Genomic DNA, 21416 nt, shown 5'->3' on the forward strand with positions numbered 1-21416 from the left:
TATTGTCAGCAATTTTTTGGGGTAATTTGAAGGTAAAGGAGTTTTGTAAAGCGTGAAAGTACTGATAAATAGAGGTTGAGAGAAGACTGAAAATCCTCGTGTCACCGGTTCAAGTCCGGTTCCTGGCATCATAAGCAAAACCCTCGTGAAACAAGCGTTCGCGGGGGTTTAAAGTTTATAAAAAACTCCATTTAGCCGTTTTTGGTAGTGTAAATCTGGTGTAATTTTATGCCACGTTAATTAAATGTACACTTGTAATTGCTGGGCAAGTGTTGTGATGTAGGGGGGATGCATGATGGTAAAGTGGTTGCCATGTAAGACTTTTGTGTGAGTTGTGTTGATAGTATATTGACTCCAGTTGGTACGGGGTAATTTTGGTGTGAGTTGTTGTGCAGCCCACCAGATGCAGAGTTGAGCTTGGATTTGAGGTATTTGGTGGTTTTTTAAGAGTTTTTGGTGAATTTCGGTTAGTTCTAGTTGTTTTTGCAATATTTCAATTGATACTTCTGATAGTTCTTTTGAAAATAAATTTTGTGATTGTCCCCAATTCATCATTAATTGCAGACGTTCAACACAAGTTAAAATTATGAGTTGATCTCGTAGTTGCTGCTGTTGAACAGCATCTAGCGTTATCAAAGCATCAACAAAAGTACCACCAAACACTAACGCTAATTCATACAAGGGATCGGGTGTAAAAGTTGGTGTATGATCTGGAAATAAGAATGCATCTACAAGCCCAACAAAATCAACTTTACATCCTTGCTGTTCTAATTCTTTGGTAACACTAACAGCAATGACTCCGCCCATAGACCAACCCATGAGATGATAAGAACCATGAGGTTGATGTTGGCGAATGATTTTGGCGTATTCTACAGCCATATTTTCAATGCTATTATGCTCATCCAGTGAGTTGTTGAGAGCGCGGGATTGGAGAGCGTATACAGGTCGATCTGTTCCTAAACAGGTGGCAAGATGTTGATACACCATTACTTGTCCTCCTGTGGGATGAATACAGAATAATGGTGGTTGAGTTCCCTGTGGTTGGATGGGGACTAAAGATATAGGTGTTGGGGAAGCGTGATGATTTTGGATGAGAAAATTTCCTAATTCGGCTACAGTTGGATAGTGAAAAAGTGTGCTGAGAGGTATATTTGTGTGAAATTTTTGATTGATTTCTGAAATTAATTGTAGTGCTAAAAATGAGTGTCCGCCTAATGCAAAGAAGTTATCATAAATGCTGATTTGCGGAAGTTGAAATAATTCCATCCAAGTTGTAATTAATAGTTCTTCTACTTGGTTACGAGGCGGGGTAAAAGTTTGTGTTAATTCTGGTTGCGTACCTTCAGGAATAGGTAGTGCTTGACGATCCACTTTACCACTTGCTGTGAGCGGTAAAGATGCTAACAACACAAAAGTAGAGGGGAGCATGTATGCTGGTAATTTGGTTTGCAGAAAAGAACGTATTTCTTTGGTGGTGATGTTTGACTTCGGTTGGGGAACAATATAAGCTACTAATTGTTGTATTTCTTTGACTTTTATAACTGCAACTTCTTTAACAGTGGGATGCTGTTTTAATGTGGCTTCAATTTCACCGAGTTCAATTCTATAACCGTTGATTTTGACTTGAAAATCTTCTCTTCCTAAAAACTCTATATTCCCGTCGGGTAAATAACGTCCCAAGTCGCCTGTTTTATATAGTTTTTCTTTGGTAACTGGATGAATAATGAAACTAGCGTTTGTTTTTTCTGCGTCTTTCCAGTAACCTTTTGCTAATCCGATACCGCCAATATATAATTCTCCTGTCACCCAAAGAGGACATTTTTTCAAAGATAAATTAAACACATAAAAATATTGATTTTTAAGTGGTTTACCGTAGGGAATAGTTTTCCAGTTGGGGTCAACTTTGGTAATTGGATAATAAATTGACCAAATGGAGGCTTCTGTTGCTCCTCCTAAACTAATGATTTCGGCTTGTGGAGATAATGCTTGGATTTGAGTGGGTAAATTCAAGGGTATCCAATCACCACTCAATAAAACTAATCTGAGAGTATGAAATGCAACTTGAGGATGATTTAAATTATACTCAATTAACATCTGCATGAAAGCCGGAACTGAGTTCCAAATTGTGATTTGGTGTGTGGTAATTAATTCACTCCAATGAGATGGATCTTTACTGTTTGCAGCATCAGGAATGACTATTGTTCCTCCTGCTGCTAAAGTGCCGAAGATGTCGTAAACTGAGAGGTCAAAGCTGAGAGCAGAAATAGCTAAGATGCGATCGCCTGAATCGATCCGAAAGCGTTCGTTAATATCTAAAATCGTGTTGACTGCACTTTCATGAGTAATCATCACACCTTTGGGTGTTCCTGTAGAACCAGAGGTGTAGATAATATAGGCTAAGTCTGTGGGTTTTGGGATTTGCTGGAATGGCTGGTGAGATGGTAAAGTTGGTAATGAATCTATACACAAAGTCGGGATGTTCTCTGGATATTCCAGACTATGAACAAGGCAAGTTTCAGTTAGTATGAGTTTGACTTGTGCTTGTTGTAAGCAATACCATATACGTTCCTTGGGTAATCCTGGATCGATGGGGACATAGATCCCACCAACAGCAAGGATACCCAAAGCAGCAACAACCTGTTTCCAACCTTTTTCTATAATGATCGCGATCGCCACCTGAGAATGATCGCCTAATTGTCGTGCTAATTCAGTGACGCGATCGCTTAACTCTTGATAGGTGAGAATGCGATCGCTGCTAATGACAGCTTGTTGTTGTGGACGTTGAGATACTTGTTCAAAAAACAAAGTGTGGAGTAAAGCTGTTTGCGGGATTGGTGTATGAGGATGATGAATTTGGATTGGTGGTAATAATTCTATGGGTACTGTCCACAATTCATCTTCTTGGGCTAAACGCTCCAGCAAATTGCAGTAAACTGTAAACATTTCATCCAACATCCCCATAGGGAAAAGTGCTTCCACTGCATCCCAATTAAAAATTAAGCTACCATTGTGTTCTGCAACTTGATGTTCTAAGGAAACTTGCGGGGTTTGGCTAATACCATACACCACCTCTCCTAAAAAGTTATATTCTAAATCTCCTTGAGCAAAATTACCCAAACCTAAAACACTACTAAATACTATAGGCATAGCTGCGGTCAATTCTGTTTGCTTTTGATTGAGCAATTTCCGCAGTACTTCTACTCCACTAATATAAATATGATCTAAGTCTTGTAGTAATTGTTGCTGGATTTTTAGAGCTAGATTTGTAAATGTATTTGGTGAGGAATTGTCTATTGCTAAAAGATTTGTATTTGTAAAATCGCCAATAATTTGATTGATTTGAGGATGGAGTGGTAGACGTTCCAGGACAGTTAAATTGAGAGTAAAGGAAGGATTTTTACTCCATAAAGTTAACATTTCTGCAAAAGCGGTTAGCAAAATGATAGAAGGAGTGAAACCAGCTTTTTGACCTCGCTGTTTTAATTTTTGCCATATATGAGGTTCTAGTTTTCCAGCACGGCGTTTGAATGTATACTCTTTTAATTCATTGGGAAAACAAGCTAGGGGTAGTTCCGGTGCTGGTGGTAAAGTATCTAAACGATTGAACCAATAAGTTTGCGATCGCTTGACTAATTCTGAGTCTTGGAGAGAATTTTTGGTAATGACGTAATCTCGAAATGATAATTCTAATGTTGGTAATGATAATTCCAGATTTTGATAAAGTTGATTCCATTCGTGAAATAAAATCCGAATACTCGCAGCATCTATCAGCAATAAATCCATGCTCAGATGTAGTCGAATTTGTTGTTGATTTAAATAAGTAGCTCGAATATCAAACCAAGGCCATTGATGTGAAGGTAAGTTTTGCTGAGATAATTTTTCGCGGATTGCTATTAATTCAGTTTCGAGTTTTGAGGTTTCTGATTCTCGTAAATCTAAGATGGTAATTTGATAATCGGAAACTTTATCTAAGATTTGTTGCTCTCCTGTGGGTAATACTATCGCCCTTAGCATATCATGACGTTGAATGAGTTTTTGCCAAGCTGCTGTAAGGCGGGATATGTCTAAATTATTAGTTTCAAATTCTATGTAAACATGATTGCTGACATGGCTTAATTCAAATACTTTGTTGCGTCCTAACCAATGTGCTTGTTGGATATCGGTTAGGGGAAATGGTTGATGAAGTTGCTGAGGATTTGGTTTGATGATTGGTAGGGAGGTTGTTTTGATGTTGTTGAGATTTAGGAGTTTGATAATTTCTGGTTTATGTTCTTTGAGGGAATCGCGTAGTTCTGGTGTTAATGTTCCTTTGGGTGCTTCGATGTTTAATAGGTCATTTTCTAGCCAGAGTTTGATTCCTCGTTTTTCGAGTTCGATTAAAAGTTGGTTTTTGTTCATAATTTTTTTGTTCGTTGTTTGATTGGGTGGTGAGAAAATTGTTTTTGATTAACGAACACGGATGAACACGCAATCCTGCAAGGGATAGGATTTTTCGTATGTAGAGACGTAGCATTGCTACGTCTCTACAGGGTGTCAATAGATTTGTCTTATCCGAGCAGTATTGGATGAACACGAATAATACATTCAGATTTGAATTATTTCTTTCTCGTCGTCTTGTCCTGTAGATAAAGGTTTTTGTGTGATTTTAGCTATGATTAATTGCTCATCAATAGCTAATGCTAGTTGTTGAATATTTGTGGTTTCAACCAATAGTTGGCGCATGGGAATGTTGACTTGGAGTTGAGTTTGTAAGTGATTCTTCAACTGCACGAGTTTGAGTGAGTCTATTCCTAATTCAAAGAAGTTATGCTGTATTCCCACTGCTTCAATTTGCAGGAGTTGTTGGACGAATTCGGCTATTGTTTTTTCGGTTTGGGTTTGCGGAGGTACTAAAGCTGCTGATTTGGATGTTGCGAGATTGGGAGTTGGTAAAGCTTTTCTATCTATTTTTCCGTTAGGGGTTAGGGGTAAGGTGTCAATGAGAATATATTCAGCCGGGATCATGTATTGTGGAAGTTTTTGCTGTAGATATTCTCGAAATTGGCTAGAATTTGATTTGGTAGTTTGAGGATTTTTAAGTAATAACCATTGCTGAGAATCTGTTGGGTCTATTTTTCCACCAACAAAACTATAAAGGAGAACTTGATTTGCTTCTAATTTAAATAAATCTTGAATTTGGGGAAATTCTAAATAACCAAGGGGACAAAGACCAATTTCTTGGGTTGGTGCGCTGTTCATGAGTAATTGACCGATGTGTCCTGCTTCTAAAAGACAGAAGTCTCTAGCGAGTTCTCCATACATCGGTGCGATCGCACTCAGTTTCCCAATCAAATAGATTGCAAAAGCAGATTGTTCAAAAAGTGGTTGATTCTCAAGGTAAACACTGCTGTCTATTTCGTTGGTGCTGTGGAGTAAGATTAAACGGTGGTCGCTGGGATGATAATAATATATTCCTGCTGGGAGTGTTTCGATGCGGTTGGGTTTGATGAATAAGTAAGTTTGTACCGGATAAAGACTCCCAGCAGAAGGATAGCGATACTTGGGAATGGGATAATCACCCAATTGCATTTGCTGGAGACAGTTGAGAAATTTGCTAAATTGTTCTAGGGAAATCTGTTGCGGTAGAAATTGTCGGTAACTTTGGCGTTCTAGATAAGGTGTTTGCTCAAGTTCAGATTTCGGTAAGTGAATAGTAATTTGCGATGATTCTGATGTGCGGATTCCTGGTTGCTGGAGTTTAAATTCGATGCGTCCTCCAGCATCGCTTAATACTCCTGCTTGTTGAGGTGGTTGGTAAGCTTCTCCTAGATTGGGAGTTGGTGTGATGTGGTGTTCGCTAAAAATATAAGCAACTAATTGTTGTGTTTGTTCGACTGTGGTGACTACTGCTTCTTTGACAGTGGGATGCTGTTTTAATGTTGCTTCAATTTCACCGAGTTCAATTCTATAACCGTTGATTTTGACTTGAAAATCTTCTCTTCCTAAAAATTCTATATTCCCGTCGGGTAAATAGCGTCCCAAATCACCTGTTTTATATAATTTTTCTTTGCTAACTGGATGAGTAATAAAGCTAGCGTTTGTTTTTTCTGCGTCTTTCCAGTAACCTTTTGCTAAACCGATACCGCCAATATATAGTTGTCCCGTTACCCAAACAGGAGTTTGCTGTAAATTATGATTTAATACATAAACTTGTTGATGATCGAGTGGTTTACCGTAGGGAATACTTTTCCAGTTAGGATCTACTTGGGTAATGGGATAGTAAATTGACCAAATTGAAGCTTCTGTTGCTCCTCCTAAACTCACGACTTGGATATTTGACCACAATTTTTGGATTTGATTTGGTAAATTTAGAGGTAGCCAATCTCCACTCAAGAAAGCTAAACGTAGAGATGGAGGTCGTTGTGGTTGGTTGGCGAGATATTCTACCAACATTTGCATCAAAGCTGGAACTGAGTTCCACAGGGTAATTTGCTGAGATACAATAAACTCTAACCAGTGTGCAGGATCTTTGGTTTGCTCTGCTGAGGGAATGACTATCGTTCCTCCCGCCGCTAACATACCGAAGATGTCGTAAACTGAAAGGTCGAAGTTTAATGTTGATAAAGCTAAGATGCGATCGCCTGGTTTAATTGCAAAGCGTCGGTTAATATCTAAGATTGTATTTACCGCACCCCGATGATCGATCATTACTCCTTTGGGTAAACCCGTAGAACCGGAAGTGTAGATAATATAAGCTAAATCATCGGGAGTTTGGACTAGTTTAATATCTTTCTCATCTCCTATGAGTTGACTTTCCACACATACTTGTTGAACACCTGATGGCAAAGATAGCTGAAGATGAGGTTGAGTGACAATTAATTTAACTTGTCCTTGGGTGAGTAAATACCATTGTCGTTCTGCTGGTAATTCAGAATCGATGGGGAGATAAGCCGCACCAGCGATTAAAATTCCTAGTACAGCAACAACTTGCTCCCAACCTTTTTCCATGACAACGGCGATCGCATTATCGCAACTTGCTCCCAATTCTTGCAATTGAGATGCTAATTGCAGAGCGCGTTGGTATAATTCCTGATAAGTTAGGGTACGCTCTGGGGTAATGATGGCTGGAGAATGAGCTTGGATTTGCACTTGCTTGATAAACAAACTGTGCAAAGTTTCCTCACAAATGGGTGCGGTGGGATAATTTGCAATTGTGGGTTGTCGTAATTCTCCCTGACTTGCGCTCCAAATCGCATCTGAGGTAATTAGTTGTTGAAGCAAATCGCAGTAAGCAGCAAACATCTCATCCAGCAAACCTGCGGGGAAAAGTTCTTCCACCGCATCCCAGTTAAATATTAAAGTTCCGTTTTGCTCTGTGATTTGATTATCTAACCAAACTTGCGGGGTTTGACTGATACTGTAAACAATCTCCCCTAACTGACTTAATATTGATGTATCCTGACCAAGTGATTCTAAACCTAGCGTACTAGTAAATACCACTGGGATAAATTGGTAACTTTGGCGTTGACGGTTAAGTTCTCGCTGTACCTGCAAACCACTGATATAACCGTGATCTAAATCTTGCCACAGTTGTTGCTGTAATTGTTGAGCGTGGTTGCTAAAGCTTTCGGGAACTGAGCGATCGACTTCTAAAAGTGTTAAAGAAGTGAAGTCTCCGACAATTTCATTAACTTGGGGATGTAAAGGTAAACGCTTAAATAATGTGAGATTAATAGTAAACTTGGGACTTCTGCTCCATTGACTGAGGATTTCTGCAAAAGCAGCTAATAAAACTCCCGAAGGAGTTAAGTTAAATTGTTGAGCGCGATTTTGTAATTTGCGCCATTGTTCTGGAGACAGTTGGGAACTGCGACGTTGAAACCGAGGATTGGCGATCGCATTGGGATTTTTCGCTAAAGGTAATTCTGGTGCTGGTGGTAAGGTATCTAGTCGGTTAAACCAATATTCTTGAGAACGTTGATATTGGGGTGTATTTTTTAAAGTTGATTCCCCAAGCACATAATCGTGGAAGGAAAGTTCTAAGGGTGATAATACAAACTCAGAATTATTATATAGATGTAACCACTCCCGCATCAGCAGAAACACACTCCAAGCATCAGCAATCAAAGCATCAAAACTGAGGTGGAGTCTGGTACGCTGTTCATCTATGGGTGTAGCTCGAATCCTAAATAAAGGCCATTGTTCCGCAGGTAAGACTTCATGGGACATCTGCTCACGCATCACCTCTAAATCTTGCAAATCTAAAACTTCGATTTCATAAGCCGGTACTGTTGGCAGAATTTGCTGTTGACCATCTGGTAAGATGACAGCACGCAGCATATCGTGACGCAAAATGAGTTTTTGCCAAGCTTGATTTAATCTTGTTAAATTTAAGCGATTGCAATCTAATTCTAAATAACCATGAGCAGCAATATTCCCTAATTCAAAAGCTTCATTGCGTCCTAACCAATAAGCTTGTTGAATATCGGTGAGGGGAAAAGGTTGATATAGCTGTTGTGGATCTGGGACAATTGTTGGTAAATTAACTGAAGATTCTGTCTTTGTCGAAGATGTCAGTGCTTCACTCAATCCAGCTACTGTGGGAGATGCTAACAAAGAGCGTAGCGGTAACTCAATATTTAAGGTTTGTTGTAATCGCGCAATCACTTGAGTCGCAAGTAGGGAATGTCCCCCCAATTCAAAAAAGTTATCGTGAATGCCTACTTGTGTGAGTCCCAAAACAGCAGCGATAATATTAGCGATCGCTTCTTCCGTTGCTGTGCGCGGTGGAACAAAGTCTATTTGTCGATTCTGTTCGATATCTGGAATTGGTAAAGCAAGCCGATCTATTTTACCGTTGGGTGTTAAAGGTAAAGTTTCCAGGATGGCGATCGCACTGGGAATCATATAATCAGGTAACTTCTGTTTGAGAAAGTTACGCAATTCACTAGTTGTTAATGATTGTTGCTGAGAAACAACATATGCAACTATAGATTTATTGTCGGTTTGCAGTTCTCGAACCATCACCACTGCTGCTTGAACTTGGGGATGACTACTCAAAACAGCTTCAATTTCCCCTAGTTCAATTCGGAAACCCCGAATCTTCACTTGATCGTCAATTCGACCGAGTAATTCAATATTACCGTCAGGAAGATAACGCGCTAAATCTCCTGTTTTGTACAAAATAGGGGTGTGGGGGTAGAAGGAATTAGGGATAAATTTCTCTTTAGTTAAATCGTCCCGATTTAAATAACCTTGAGCTAAACCAGCACCACCTATATATAATTCACCCGCAACCCCAATCGGAACTAATTGCAGATACCGATCTAAAATATAAACTTGCGTGTTCGCAAATGGACGACCAATAGGAACCAACCCAGTTCCTAATTTCCCAATCCCCAATTCAAAATACGTGCTATCAATACATGCTTCCGTTACCCCATAGGAATTAATCAAACGTGTCTGCGCGCCACAAAAACGCTGAAATTCTTGATATTCTTGCACATACAAACTATCTGAACCGACTACCAACAATTTCATAAAGTGGAGATTTTGCTGAGTTCTTTGTAAATACTCAACCAAGTTTCTCAACACAGCTGGAACAAACTCCGCGCTATCAATTTTCTCCACCAACATCAGTTTATACAACTTGTCTGGTTCCAACAGCCACTGACGCGGACATAAAATTAACTTAGCACCACTACAAAGAGCGCGAATTACATCCCCTGAAAACACATCAAAAGCAAAACTCGCCATTTGTAAATGACTAGTCAGAGACTGGAGTTGATAAGCTTTTTCCCAAGCATAAAACGCATTTACTAAACTATGATGAGCGATCGCCACTCCTTTAGATTTACCTGTGGAACCTGATGTGTAAATCACGTAGGCTAAATCTTGAAATGTAGTATTAATAACTAAATTATCTTCACTTTCCTGGGAAATATTTTGCCAATCTTGATCTAAACAAACTACAGTTAAATCCTCTATTGGTAAACTTGCTACTAATTTTTGTTGCGTCAGCAGCACTGAGACTTGAGAATCACGCAGCATAAAGTTCAAGCGTTCTTCGGGATACGCAGGATCTAAAGGTAAATAAGCTCCACCTGCTTTGAGAACTCCCAATAATGCAATAATCATTTCTAGGGAGCGTTCGACACAAATTCCCACCAGCTGATTTTCACCTATTCCCAAAGAACGCAGGTAGTGTGCGAGTTGATTGGCTTTGCTGTTTAATTCTTGATACGTTAATTGTAAAGACGTTTCATGAAGCGTCTCTACATTTGGAAATATCACCGCAACCGCGTTTGGTTGCTGGTTCACACAGTTCTCAAACAACTGATGAATAACTCGATCTTGGGGATAATCAACTTGGTTGTTGTTCCACTTCCACAACAAATGATTTGCTTCAACTTCCGTTAGCAGAGGTAAGGAAGCTATTTGCTGTTGTGGATTAGCAATAATCCCTGCGAGTAAAGTTTGAAAATGATTCGCTATCCTGCTAATTGTCGTAGCATCAAATAAATCGGTGTTGTATCTGAAAATACCAATTAATGATTCAGTCGTTTCCATCATGTCGAAAACTAAATCATTCTGTCCTTCCTGCTGAGGAATCACAAAAGGTTCTAAAGTTAACCCACCCCAATTTTCTCTAATTTTAGTTTTATCAGATACAGATAATTCATAATCTTGAGCAATTTCACTTAGCTTAAACAAGTTAAAGGAAACGCGAAAAAGACCAGGAAGACTCGGATCACGGTTGAGTTGCGATCGCTCAATTAGTAAAGTAGAGGGATAATCTTGATGAGCGATCGCATCCAATACAGTTTGGCGGACTTGAGTTAAAAGCTGAGAAAATGTCGGATTACCAGCTATATTTACCCGTAAAGCCAGCATATTCACGAAAAAACCCACAGTTTCCGCAAATTCCGGCTGACTTCTCCCCTCAATCGGCGCACCCACGATTATATCTTCCTGACCTGACAAGCGGTAAAGTAACACTTGAAAGGCTGTTAACAAAGTCATATAAAGGGTTGCTCCTTGAGCTTTCGCCATTTCTCGCAGCTGAGAAGTCAACTCTTGATTTAACTCAAAAGTATGGGAAGCTCCCCGATAGCTTTGAATTGGTGGTCGCGGTCGGTCTGTTGGTAATTTTAAGATGGGTAACTCACCCGCTAATTGTTCGCGCCAATAATTCCATAATTCATCGCCCACAGAACTTGCTAAAATATTTCTCTGCCACTGTACAAAGTCTTGATATTGGTACTTAATAGCAGGTAAAGATATGACTCGACCTGTATTTTCCGCTTCGTAGAGCGATCGCAATTCATCGAGAATAATTCCCAGGGAAAAACCATCAATAACAATGTGATGTATGGTTAGTAATATTACATAATTTTCTTCAGAACAAGTAAATAAATTTACCCGCAATAAATTACCTTTTTCCAGATCAAAGGGACGCTGATATGCTGCTATTACTTGGCTTGTCAACTCATCTTCGTTCCAAGTTGAAGCGTCAATATTTTCAAAATCAACTTCTTGGTATTCATGAACCTGTTGAAAAGGTTCGCCATCTTTTTGTGTAAATGTTGTGCGGAGAGTTGGATGACGATTTACTAACTTCTGAAATGCTTGTTGTAAAGCTGGAATATTTAAATGAGAGCGGATGCGAGCTGTAAAAGCAACGTTATAAGCTGCACTTGCGGGTGCAAGTTTATACAAAAACCATAAACCTTGCTGACCGTGAGTCAGGGGATAGGATTTAGAAGTATGAAAACCTTGGCGCAGCAAATCGATAATTTCTGTTTTATGCTGCTTAATTTGATTTAAAACTGTGGAAGTTAATCCTTCTTTGCGACCACGATAACGCAGCTTATTATCTTCAACCCACAATTCTATATTCTGTTGCGAGAGTTGTGTGAGAAACTCAACTAAATTCATAATTCTCCTTCCAACCACTCATCGTCATTTTCATTTTCTATTTTTGAGTCCGCATTTTCGCTCAACTCGTTTACTAATATTGCTAAACTTGCAACATTAGTATCATCTAGGAACTTTACTGCTGGAATATCTACTTCCAAATCTTTTCTAAACTTATTTCTCAGTTTGACAGCAATTAGTGAATCAAGTCCTAAATAATTTAAAGACATTCTGACATCTAATTCAGATGTATCTATCCCAATTACCTTAGCTATTTCCTCTTGAATATAAGTTGTAAAAAATGCAATTTTAGACATACTGTTCCAGCAAAATAAAGTCTTATTGGCGTTCTCTTCTGGAGCGACTATGCGTCTGGAGCGTGAAAAAATAAATTAATTCGAGTTAACCTATCCCGGAGAATTTACAATCACTAATTTTACACTACCACTGCAATTACCATCTTTATCATCCCAATAACGGCATTTGGTAACTATATACATCATCCCAGACCTAATCCGAATATTAGTAAACTCAATTTCACCCCAAAATTGAGAAGACTGCATAGCACGCCGAAAGGAACTTTCAAAATTCACAATATAAATATCTGGTAACTGTTTATTCCAATAATCTGCCATAGTCCACGACTGAAATGATGCCATCAATCTTTCTTTCACAGATTTAGCTATGACATAATACATCATTTGGTTGTAGCAAATATTAAACTCCACTGAATTAAAATGACCAGTGTCATCGATATAACACGATTCCGGGATCGAAAATTCACATTGTCCGATTACGCGTCCCCCATGCTGAGGATCGCCCTCTTTAATTACTTCAGCAGATTTAAGATACTGACAATTAGCTTTATAAGGCTTGAGTACTTGTGCTAGTAAAATATCATCATTATTGATGTGGATACTATTTTGTTTGACGCTTTGTTGACTTGAATCCTGAAATTTCAACATTATATTTTCTCCTGATTAAATGACTAAATAAGGCAAAATTTAAGAGTTATAATCTATAACTGATAAAAAGGATCGCTATCGTGCAAGGTCAATCGAAATGTAACCGCTGGTTCCGAATTTGCAGCATAGTGAGCGCAATGCACTAGAGAGCGATTATCCCAAATCCGCACATCTCCTAATTCAAATTCATGATGTTCTATTAATGGATATTTAAAACTTTTGTCTAACTGACCGGAATGAGTCAACAACTTTTGGAGAATATTTATATCTCGCGGTTTTCCCTCTGAATCATCTATGCGATAGGTAAACCCTTCGGTAATGTAGAGGATGGTTTCTCCTGTAACGGGATGAATAAAGGTCGTTGGATGCTCTACAGGAGGAGTGACTCGTTCAATCTCGTCCAATATTTCTGAAATCGGACGATAAACATCTTCAGGACGAATTTTAAAAAAACGTCTGACACTGTGATAACAACTCGACTGATTGGCGATCGCTTTCAGGTCATCTGGTAAACATTGATATACTTTGGACATATTAATAAAGTAAGTGCCACGATCTTTACTAGGAAGGAGCTGAGGATATACCATTGAAAATGCAAATGGCCTCGGCATAAACGCATAATCAGCGTGCCAAAACTTCCCAGTTTTCGGAACTCCAACTTGCTGATTATTCTCGGAAACATTGGAGGAAACAAAAATCTCTTCCCTTTCTGGGTGGTGATACATCGGCTGATAGTATTTTTCTACCTCCCCAAGACGATACCCAAAATCGCAATACTCATCAGGTGAAAAATCTTGCTCCTTGAGTACAACAATTTTGTATTCATATATCAGTTGCTTCACATCCTCAATATCTTGATCTGAAGCAGTTTTATGATTGAAGTCATAAACAACAACTCCCATTCGCTGATTGTCTTGATATTGAACTTTCATAGTTTTATCACTGGCTATATGACTTTTATTTGATTATTTAATTTTGGCGAAGCTAGTTAAAAAGTAAAAAGTAAAAAGTAAAAAGTAAAAAGATAATCCCCCATAAATAAATTGAGGGGATTTGTAATCGACGTATTGTTTCTTGTCCTCCGGAACTCGTAGACGCGGAGCGGCTTCTCGTAGAGTAACAAATGTTTTTACTTTTTTTCCATAAATAAATTTAGGGGCATCAAACCATTTTTCTTTTTATTTCTTTCTTTTACCTTTTACCTTTTAACTTTTTACTTTTGCCTTGTTCGGTAACTTTCCTGTTCCCCGTTTTCAACATAGAAATTAATCAATCAAACCGGCTTTCTATAGTTAACTAATCTTACGTACCGATGGATTCGCTGCCAAAGCAAGACTCGTAATTAGCATAATGCTACCCGCAACAGTAAACATAATTGTCAGATTTAAATTCACTAAAATCCCAGCTATAGCAAAGGAAAGAGGAGCAATACCAAAAGCAGAAAACATTCCCAAACTCATCACTCTTCCTAACATTTCAGGTTGGCTTTGTTTCTGAATCCAAGTAATTCCTACCACAGTGAAAATACAACTGCAAAATCCCAGCACTGCAATTGTTATACTAGCTAGTACTATATTGCCAATAAAGCCAAGTAAAAATAAACCAAAGCCTTGAACACTCGCAATAGTTAACAGTAAAACTCCGATATTGGGAAGATTTGGCACAAATTGAGGTGTGAGTGTCCCAATTAACCCACCACCACCCCAAGCTGATTGCATGATCCCTAAAGCTACTGCACCACCTGGGAAGCGACTATGAGCTAGTGAAGTCATCCCAACTTGTAATGGCCCAATAAATAGAAAATTGAGGATTACCATTACCAGCAAAAAGATTCTTAAAGGCTGATTGCGCCATGTGTAGTCAAATCCCTCACGCATACCAGCAATCAAATTCATAGTTTTTTTAGTTGATACAGAATTTTGATTTAATTCTCCATGCAATGCTGTTGCTTTTGCTGTGGTTCCCTTCATGAGCAAAAGCGTGATAGTTGTGATGGCAAAAGTTATCCCATCAATGACAAATGCTACTTCAATCCCCGCAGTTGCAATCAGTAAACCACCTAAAGCCGGCCCAATCAGCAAAATCAGTTGGGAAGTTCCTTGGCTTAAAGTATTACTTGCTATTAATTGTTCTTTTGATACCAGACTGGGAATAATTGATTTAGATGCAGGTATAAAAAAGCCATCAAATATGCCGAAGCTCGCAGCAAAAAAGTAAATATGCCATAGTTTGGTGATTTTCAGCGCAACGATTGTTGCAAATAAAACTACTAGTAAACCACGTAAAGCATTAGAAACAAACATCACTAATCGTGGTGAAAAGCGATCGCTCACCACACCACCAAATAGCATCAAAATAGCACGGGGAATTGCTGCACTCATTAACACAGTACCTAGCGTGATCCCAGAGTTAGTTAACTGTATTGTTAACCAAGGCAATGCAACGATGTAAAACTGATCGCCTAGAAGCGAAACAGTTTCACCGATGTATAGAAGTAAGAAGTTGCGTACAGTTAGCGGTTTCCAAAGTGGAACTTTAGAATTGGTCATTAGAAAGATTTGAAAAAAACAAACTATGTGAAGTAATATAAAATTATTGAAATCTAGTTCGTAGTAAGGACTGAAGTCCTTATTTGAGGACTAAAGTCCACCTTACGGAAGCCGCTCTTATGAGCGTCTACACTACAAACCTTTAATTCACACGACGTTCATACCCTTGCCAATATTTCTCGCGAATCTTGGCCTTTTGCAATTTACCACTAGGCGTTCTTGGCAAAGATTCAGTAAACTCAACACTTCTAGGTAACTTAAAATCAGCAATTTTACCCCGAACAAAATTAATAATATCTAATGCGGTTGCTTTCATGCCTGTTTTTAAAACCACAATCGCTTTGATTGTTTCTCCAAAATCTTCATCTGGAACACCAATGACTGCTACCTCTCTGATGGCTGGATGTTCGTATAAAATATTTTCTATTTCTGCTGGATAAACATTTTCGCCACCATAAACAATCATGTCTTTAAAGCGATCGCAAATGTAAATGTAACCTTCTTCATCAAAATAACCAGCATCACCAGTATGAATCCAGCCATCTACTAAGGTTTTTGCTGTAGCTTCAGGTAATTTCCAATAACCAATCATATTTGCAGGAGATTTGATACAAACTTCACCCACTTCAAAGCAAGATAGTTCTTGACCTTCACTGTTGATGATGGCTATCGATACGCCAGGAAAGGGTTTACCCGCAGCTTTGAGGATGTTTTTATTTGTAGATGTATGGTCTTTTGCAGGTAAAGAGACGGCACAATTGCCAGTTTCGGTCATTCCATATATTTGCACAAAATTACAATCAAATGTGGCGATCGCATCTTTGAGTGATGATTCAGCTATGGGGGAACCCCCATAGATAACATATTCTAGTGATGAAAAATCTGTTTTTTGGCATAATGGTTCGTTCAACAAAACTTGAATCATGGCTGGAACCATAAATGTCTTAGTGATGCGATACTTTTCAATCGCTTGGAGAACCTCAACACCGATAAAATTGTCTAAGACAATATTTTCGGCTCCTGCTGCTAAACCACGAATAGCCCACCATAAACTACCGATATGGAATAAAGATAAGGTAAGCAAACTCTTATCAGTGGCGTTCCAATTTATCCAAGTTTGATTTCGTTGAGCAAATTCTTTGGCGATCGCAAAAAAACTATAATGTCCTAGTTGGACACCTTTGGGTCTTCCTGTAGTGCCACTAGTATACATTTGTACGGCTACATCATTGGCTGCAACAACGATATTTGGTGGCTCGTCACTATGTTCCTGAGACCAGATATCATAACTCAGGCAATTGCCATCAATTTCTTCTAAGGCAATAATGGTTTTAACGCCATCAATCTCATTTCTAATCGATACTACTAACTGATAAAATTCTGCCCCGACAAAAAGAATTTCAACATTAGCATCCCTGAGAATATAGCTAACTTCAGCAGCAGCTAAACGCCAATTAATAGGTACAAAAACAGCTTTGATTTTGCAACAAGCAAATAAAATTTCATAACTCTTAAGTGAATCTTTAGCTAAAAGTGCTACTCGCGCACCTGGTTGAATTCCTTGGGCTAAAAGTGAATTTGCAACTTGATTACTTCGCCGATCTAATTGCAAATAAGTAAGTGATTTATCCTTAAATATCAATGCCTTCGTGTCTGGAAATTGACGTGCTTGCACACGTGACAAATCTGCTAACGTTGTTATTTTACTGTTATATATCATCGACATTCCTCAGAAAAATTATCAGGTTTTTTGTGCAGTTGCAACAAGCTATCTGAACCTATTACTATCAGTTGCATAAAGTGAAGATGTTGCTTGGTTTTATCTAACAACTTATACTAAGTTACATAAAACGGCTGGGAAATTTTTTATGCTCTCAAAATTTATTACATTAGCTTATAGGTATTCCCCAGCTTTTTAAACCACCTTCGTGGGCATAATATCAACTATTTACTTTCTATTCATCTACTACAATTACCAAATTTGCAACATCGTCTAATAATCTCACCGCACTCATGGTATTTATTTTGCTACAGTTTGTACTACCTATTTTTGTGGTTAATTATCATCAATTAATTTGAAATGCATAGGAAAATTATATTTTTAAAATAAGCATTAAAACTTAAACTAATACAGATTTGAGAATATTGTCAATCTCAAATCTGTTGCTCTTAACGAGTATTAAATACTACATATGAGTTTTTGCTATTTGACTTTTTTTATGCAAATTAATTAGAAGTCAAAAAATATACTCTTATTATGTATTAGTTTATAAATATGTTTTCAAGCTTTGCATAGATACACAAAATAAAAACATAGTCTCAAGTAGTACTATTTTTTATTAGTATATTTACTGAAAAGTAATTTTATATATTTTTATTTTACTATGGAAAATTTTTGATATTTGACAATAAGTCAAATTAATCTTAAATGCTTGTTTATTAAGAGTTTTGAAAGCATATTAACCAACTGATCTTTACTATAAGAATAATTAATCAATAAATAAATTAAGCAAAATAATGATGATTAGGGTTTGATTTTTATGGTAGAAAAAAGACAAAAAATATAATTCCAACTCCTTACACCCCCACACGTATTTTTAAGACAGACGGTCATTGACACTCCCACTGGGCTTTAGCGCGTGGGATTCTTCGTAGAAAAACTCTAGACCTACATCAATTCCTACTTGGTTTCCGCTATGTTGATGTTGTTCTTTACCTATTCTGACACGTTTAATCTGTTTGATGGAGTAGAAACTTAGGTCACGAGTACCAATTAACTTAAGCTTACCAATATTAAAACCATCACTAAATATGATGTATTTTCTATCATTAGAAAGCTTCCATCCTGATGTTTTGTACTCTACAGAATGACCACGTTTTTTGAATCGTGGGAATCCTTTCTTGCGAGGGCGAATCTTAGAGATAGGGGCAGGCTTCGTTGTATAGTCGAGTTGATGATTGGGCGTATCGCAGGAGTTATTAAGCCTGCCCCTATCTCCCAAGCCAAATGCGTGGTCCCTCATGGGCTTTCTGCTTTGATCACTGTAAAGCAAGGAAGTAGAAGTTAGTTTTTGCGCTCGCCGAAATGATTTTTGCGCTCGCCGAAATGATTTTTGCGCTTGCCGAAATGATTTTTGCGCTTGCCGAAATGATTTTTGCGCTTGCCGAAATGGTAGCTAGACCTCCACAGGTGTTAGCCTAGCTCCTCTCTAAAGAGGCTCGCGCCCACAATAAAAGCATGAAAATCTATTTCTTAATCCCCTATTCCTATTTTCAACACAGATTTACAAGTTTGACAGTTCGTCATTTGACACTGTTACCGCCAAGGCAAACAATTGAGCAACATAAGCGCTTTAGTTGATTTGCTACTAATAGCTTGAATTTTGTCAATTTTTCTTGACAATTTGAGATTATTTTTTGGTGTGAGGATTAAATGAGGAAACTGTATCTACTGGGAAATTTTGGACTAGCTGTCATACTAGCCATATTTATAAATCAACAAGCTTTAGCTACGACAAAAGAAGATAATAAAATTCCTCAACTTTCAGATATTCAGTTTCCTCACATAAGTGTTAAGGAGTGGCTAGCTCAACAAGAGCAGTCTACTTTTTTAGTAACAGGGATAAAGTTGAATCAGACTGCTAGTGGTTTGGAAGTTATTTTAGAAACAACTACATCTGACAAATTGCAAGTCACAACTAAAATAGAAGGTAATAACTTTATTGCAAATATTCCCAATGCACAACTGCGTTTAGCAAGTGGTAATACCTTCCGTCAAGAAAAGCCAGTTGCGGGAATTACGGAAATAGCAGCGCTCAATCAGGATGCAAATAGTATCCAAATCACCGTAGTGGGAACAACACAGGTCCCAAAAGTCGAACTGTTTGACAGCAATGAAGGTTTAGTTTTGGGGGTGACACCAATAACACCTGAAACTCAAACATCAGCCGATAGCCAAAAACCTAATGAACCAGATATTGAACTGACAGTAACCGCGCAGAAACGCTCAGAAGACGCACAGGATGTACCACTGAGTCTGACAGTGATTCCTCAGCAAGAACTCGAAGATGCTCAAATTAATTCTTTCACTGATATCGCCAACAACACACCCAACTTTAGCTTTTTTCCGACATCTTCTGGCGCTGCGGAATTTAACTACTACAGTATGCGGGGTTTGAGCAACTTTAACTTTCTTGCTAGCCAAGATAGCGTCGCCTTTTATATCGATGATGTGCCGTTTGATTACGGTGGCTTTTTAGACTTGGGTTTGATTGATTTACAACGAGTAGAAGTACTGCGAGGTCCACAAAGTACGCTCTATGGTAGAAGCAGTCCAGGTGGGGTGGTGAATGTCATTTCCCGTCAGCCAACGGATTCCCCAGAAATGCTATTTTCAGCTAGTTATGGCAACTATAATAGCCGGGAAGTGCAATTATCACTTAGCAATGCGGTGATTCCTGACAAGCTTGGGTTTCGTTTTGCTGGAGTCTACAGTGGACGAGATGGTTTGGTAGATAATGTGTTTCTCGATCGCACAGTTGGAGAGCGATCGCAACTAGTCGGACGAGCGCAAGTCCTGTGGACACCAACCCCAGAATGGAACGTCTCATTTAATACTTACGCTAACTATACCGATAGTGGTAATCCTACCTTTGTCCCCCGCAACAGTGACGATCCCTTTAAAAGTGAGCAAACAGTTGATGGTCATGCGCGAGTTAGTAGTGATACCCAAGCTTTAAAAGTTAACTATGACGGTACAGGTTTCCAATTTACCTCAATTACAGCACGGCGCTTTACTAATCAAGATAACTTTTTAGGAGATAACGTCCCCCGGCGCGACTTTCTGCGGCAGATTATCGGTATAAATTCTACAGTCTGGTCACAGGAAATCCGGTTTCAGTCCCCAGAAAGTGCTGACCGCTTACGCTGGCTTTTAGGTGGATACTATGAATCTCGCGAATTTAATGCTAATAATGATACGCTGGAATACACAGAAACTGGAGCCGCAGCATTTGGCTTATTTTCCCCAGGACGCGATCGCGTGATTGCAGAACAATTTCGTAATACCTACGCGGTTTTCGGACAGCTAGACTACAAACCAATTGAACCTTTAACCCTATTTGCTGGTCTGCGCTATGAAGCTTCTAATATCTCCCTAGATCGCCAGCGTGTCTTTGAAATTCCTAATGGCGGAGTCATCCCTAGCAGTCCCGAACTGCGGGGAGCAGATATCAAAAGCGATGAATGGATTCCTCGATTTGGTTTGCAATATCAATTCAACCCTAATTTAATGGCCTATGGCACAATCTCTAAAGGTTATCGACCAAGCGGATTCAACTACCGCGCTGACACCGAAAACACACGCCGATATGGAGAGGAAAAGTCTTGGACTTACGAAGTCGGTTTAAAGTCTTCTTGGCTGGACAATCGATTAACAGCAAATTTGTCCGTATTTCATACCAATGTCGATGGTTATCAAGTTTTACTAACTGATGACTTCGGGTTTTTCCGCAACGTCGCCAATGCTGATGTCAACATCACCGGAGTGGAATTTGAGCTTAAAGCCACTCCTGTGCAGGGACTAGATTTAATTGGCTCGGTTGGCTATGTAGACAGTAGATTCCAAGATTATAGAAATCCATTTACTGGTGCAAATTTTAGTGACAATCGCGTTCCCCTTTCACCAGAATTTACCTATAATTTAGCAGCTCAATATCGTAGTCCGGGTGGAATTTTTGCTCGTTTAGAATTACGCGGTTACGGTACAAATTATTTTGATGATGCCAATCAAATTAAGCAAGATCCATTCGCATTGGTAAATGCTCGTATTGGTTACGAAGGGACTAATTATGGGATTTATTTATATGCAAATAACTTGTTTGATACTCGCTATATTACTTCTGGATTCTTTTTCCCACCACCAAATGTGACGGCGGGATTTGGTGATCCAGTAACTTATGGTGTGCAATTTCGTGCGAATCTTTAACAGTTATCAGTTATCAGTTTT

8 protein-coding genes and 1 pseudogene are annotated in these 21416 nt (G+C 38.7%); 1 reads left to right on the forward strand and 8 read right to left on the reverse strand.

Annotated features, from left to right (window positions below; translation table 11 throughout):
* Positions 1-240: 240 nt before the first annotated feature.
* The 8 genes and pseudogenes from AC5JMK_RS14095 to AC5JMK_RS14130 form a co-directional block, all read right to left on the reverse strand.
* Positions 241-4398 (reverse strand): non-ribosomal peptide synthetase, encoded by a 4158-nt coding sequence (locus AC5JMK_RS14095; protein WP_495910381.1) that lies wholly within the window; start codon positions 4396-4398, stop codon positions 241-243.
* 186 nt (positions 4399-4584) lie between these two features.
* On the reverse strand, positions 4585-11916 hold the full coding sequence (locus tag AC5JMK_RS14100) for an amino acid adenylation domain-containing protein (RefSeq protein ID WP_495910382.1): 7332 nt from the start codon (positions 11914-11916) through the stop codon (positions 4585-4587).
* Entirely contained in the window at positions 11913-12212 is a 300-nt protein-coding gene (locus AC5JMK_RS14105) for an acyl carrier protein (RefSeq protein WP_495910383.1), read from the reverse strand. Before AC5JMK_RS14105 ends, AC5JMK_RS14100 begins: the two co-directional genes overlap by 4 nt.
* Positions 12213-12302: 90 nt before the next feature.
* The gene (locus AC5JMK_RS14110) at positions 12303-12860 is read right to left on the reverse strand and encodes an FcoT family thioesterase (protein WP_495910384.1); all 558 of its coding nucleotides are present in this window, start codon (positions 12858-12860) and stop codon (positions 12303-12305) included.
* 53 nt (positions 12861-12913) lie between these two features.
* Positions 12914-13792, reverse strand: a complete 879-nt coding sequence (scoE, locus tag AC5JMK_RS14115; RefSeq protein WP_495910385.1) for a (3R)-3-[(carboxymethyl)amino]fatty acid oxygenase/decarboxylase — start codon at positions 13790-13792, stop codon at positions 12914-12916.
* Positions 13793-14152: 360 nt separating this feature from the next.
* Positions 14153-15409: an MFS transporter gene (locus AC5JMK_RS14120; protein ID WP_495910386.1), complete on the reverse strand. Its 1257-nt coding sequence runs from the start codon at positions 15407-15409 to the stop codon at positions 14153-14155.
* Positions 15410-15551: 142 nt separating this feature from the next.
* Complete coding sequence (locus AC5JMK_RS14125; RefSeq protein WP_495910387.1) at positions 15552-17135, reverse strand: fatty acid--CoA ligase; 1584 nt, start codon at positions 17133-17135, stop codon at positions 15552-15554.
* A gap of 994 nt (positions 17136-18129) precedes the next feature.
* Positions 18130-18327: pseudogene (locus tag AC5JMK_RS14130) on the reverse strand (RNA-guided endonuclease TnpB family protein); the annotation flags it as partial.
* Positions 18328-18842: 515 nt separating this feature from the next.
* Between AC5JMK_RS14130 and AC5JMK_RS14135 the strand changes: the two are divergent.
* A complete protein-coding gene (locus AC5JMK_RS14135; RefSeq protein ID WP_495910388.1) occupies positions 18843-21395 on the forward strand; it encodes a TonB-dependent receptor domain-containing protein in 2553 nt (850 codons plus the stop codon).
* The last annotated feature ends 21 nt before the right edge of the window (positions 21396-21416 follow it).

Source organism: Pelatocladus sp. (assembly GCF_059505505.1).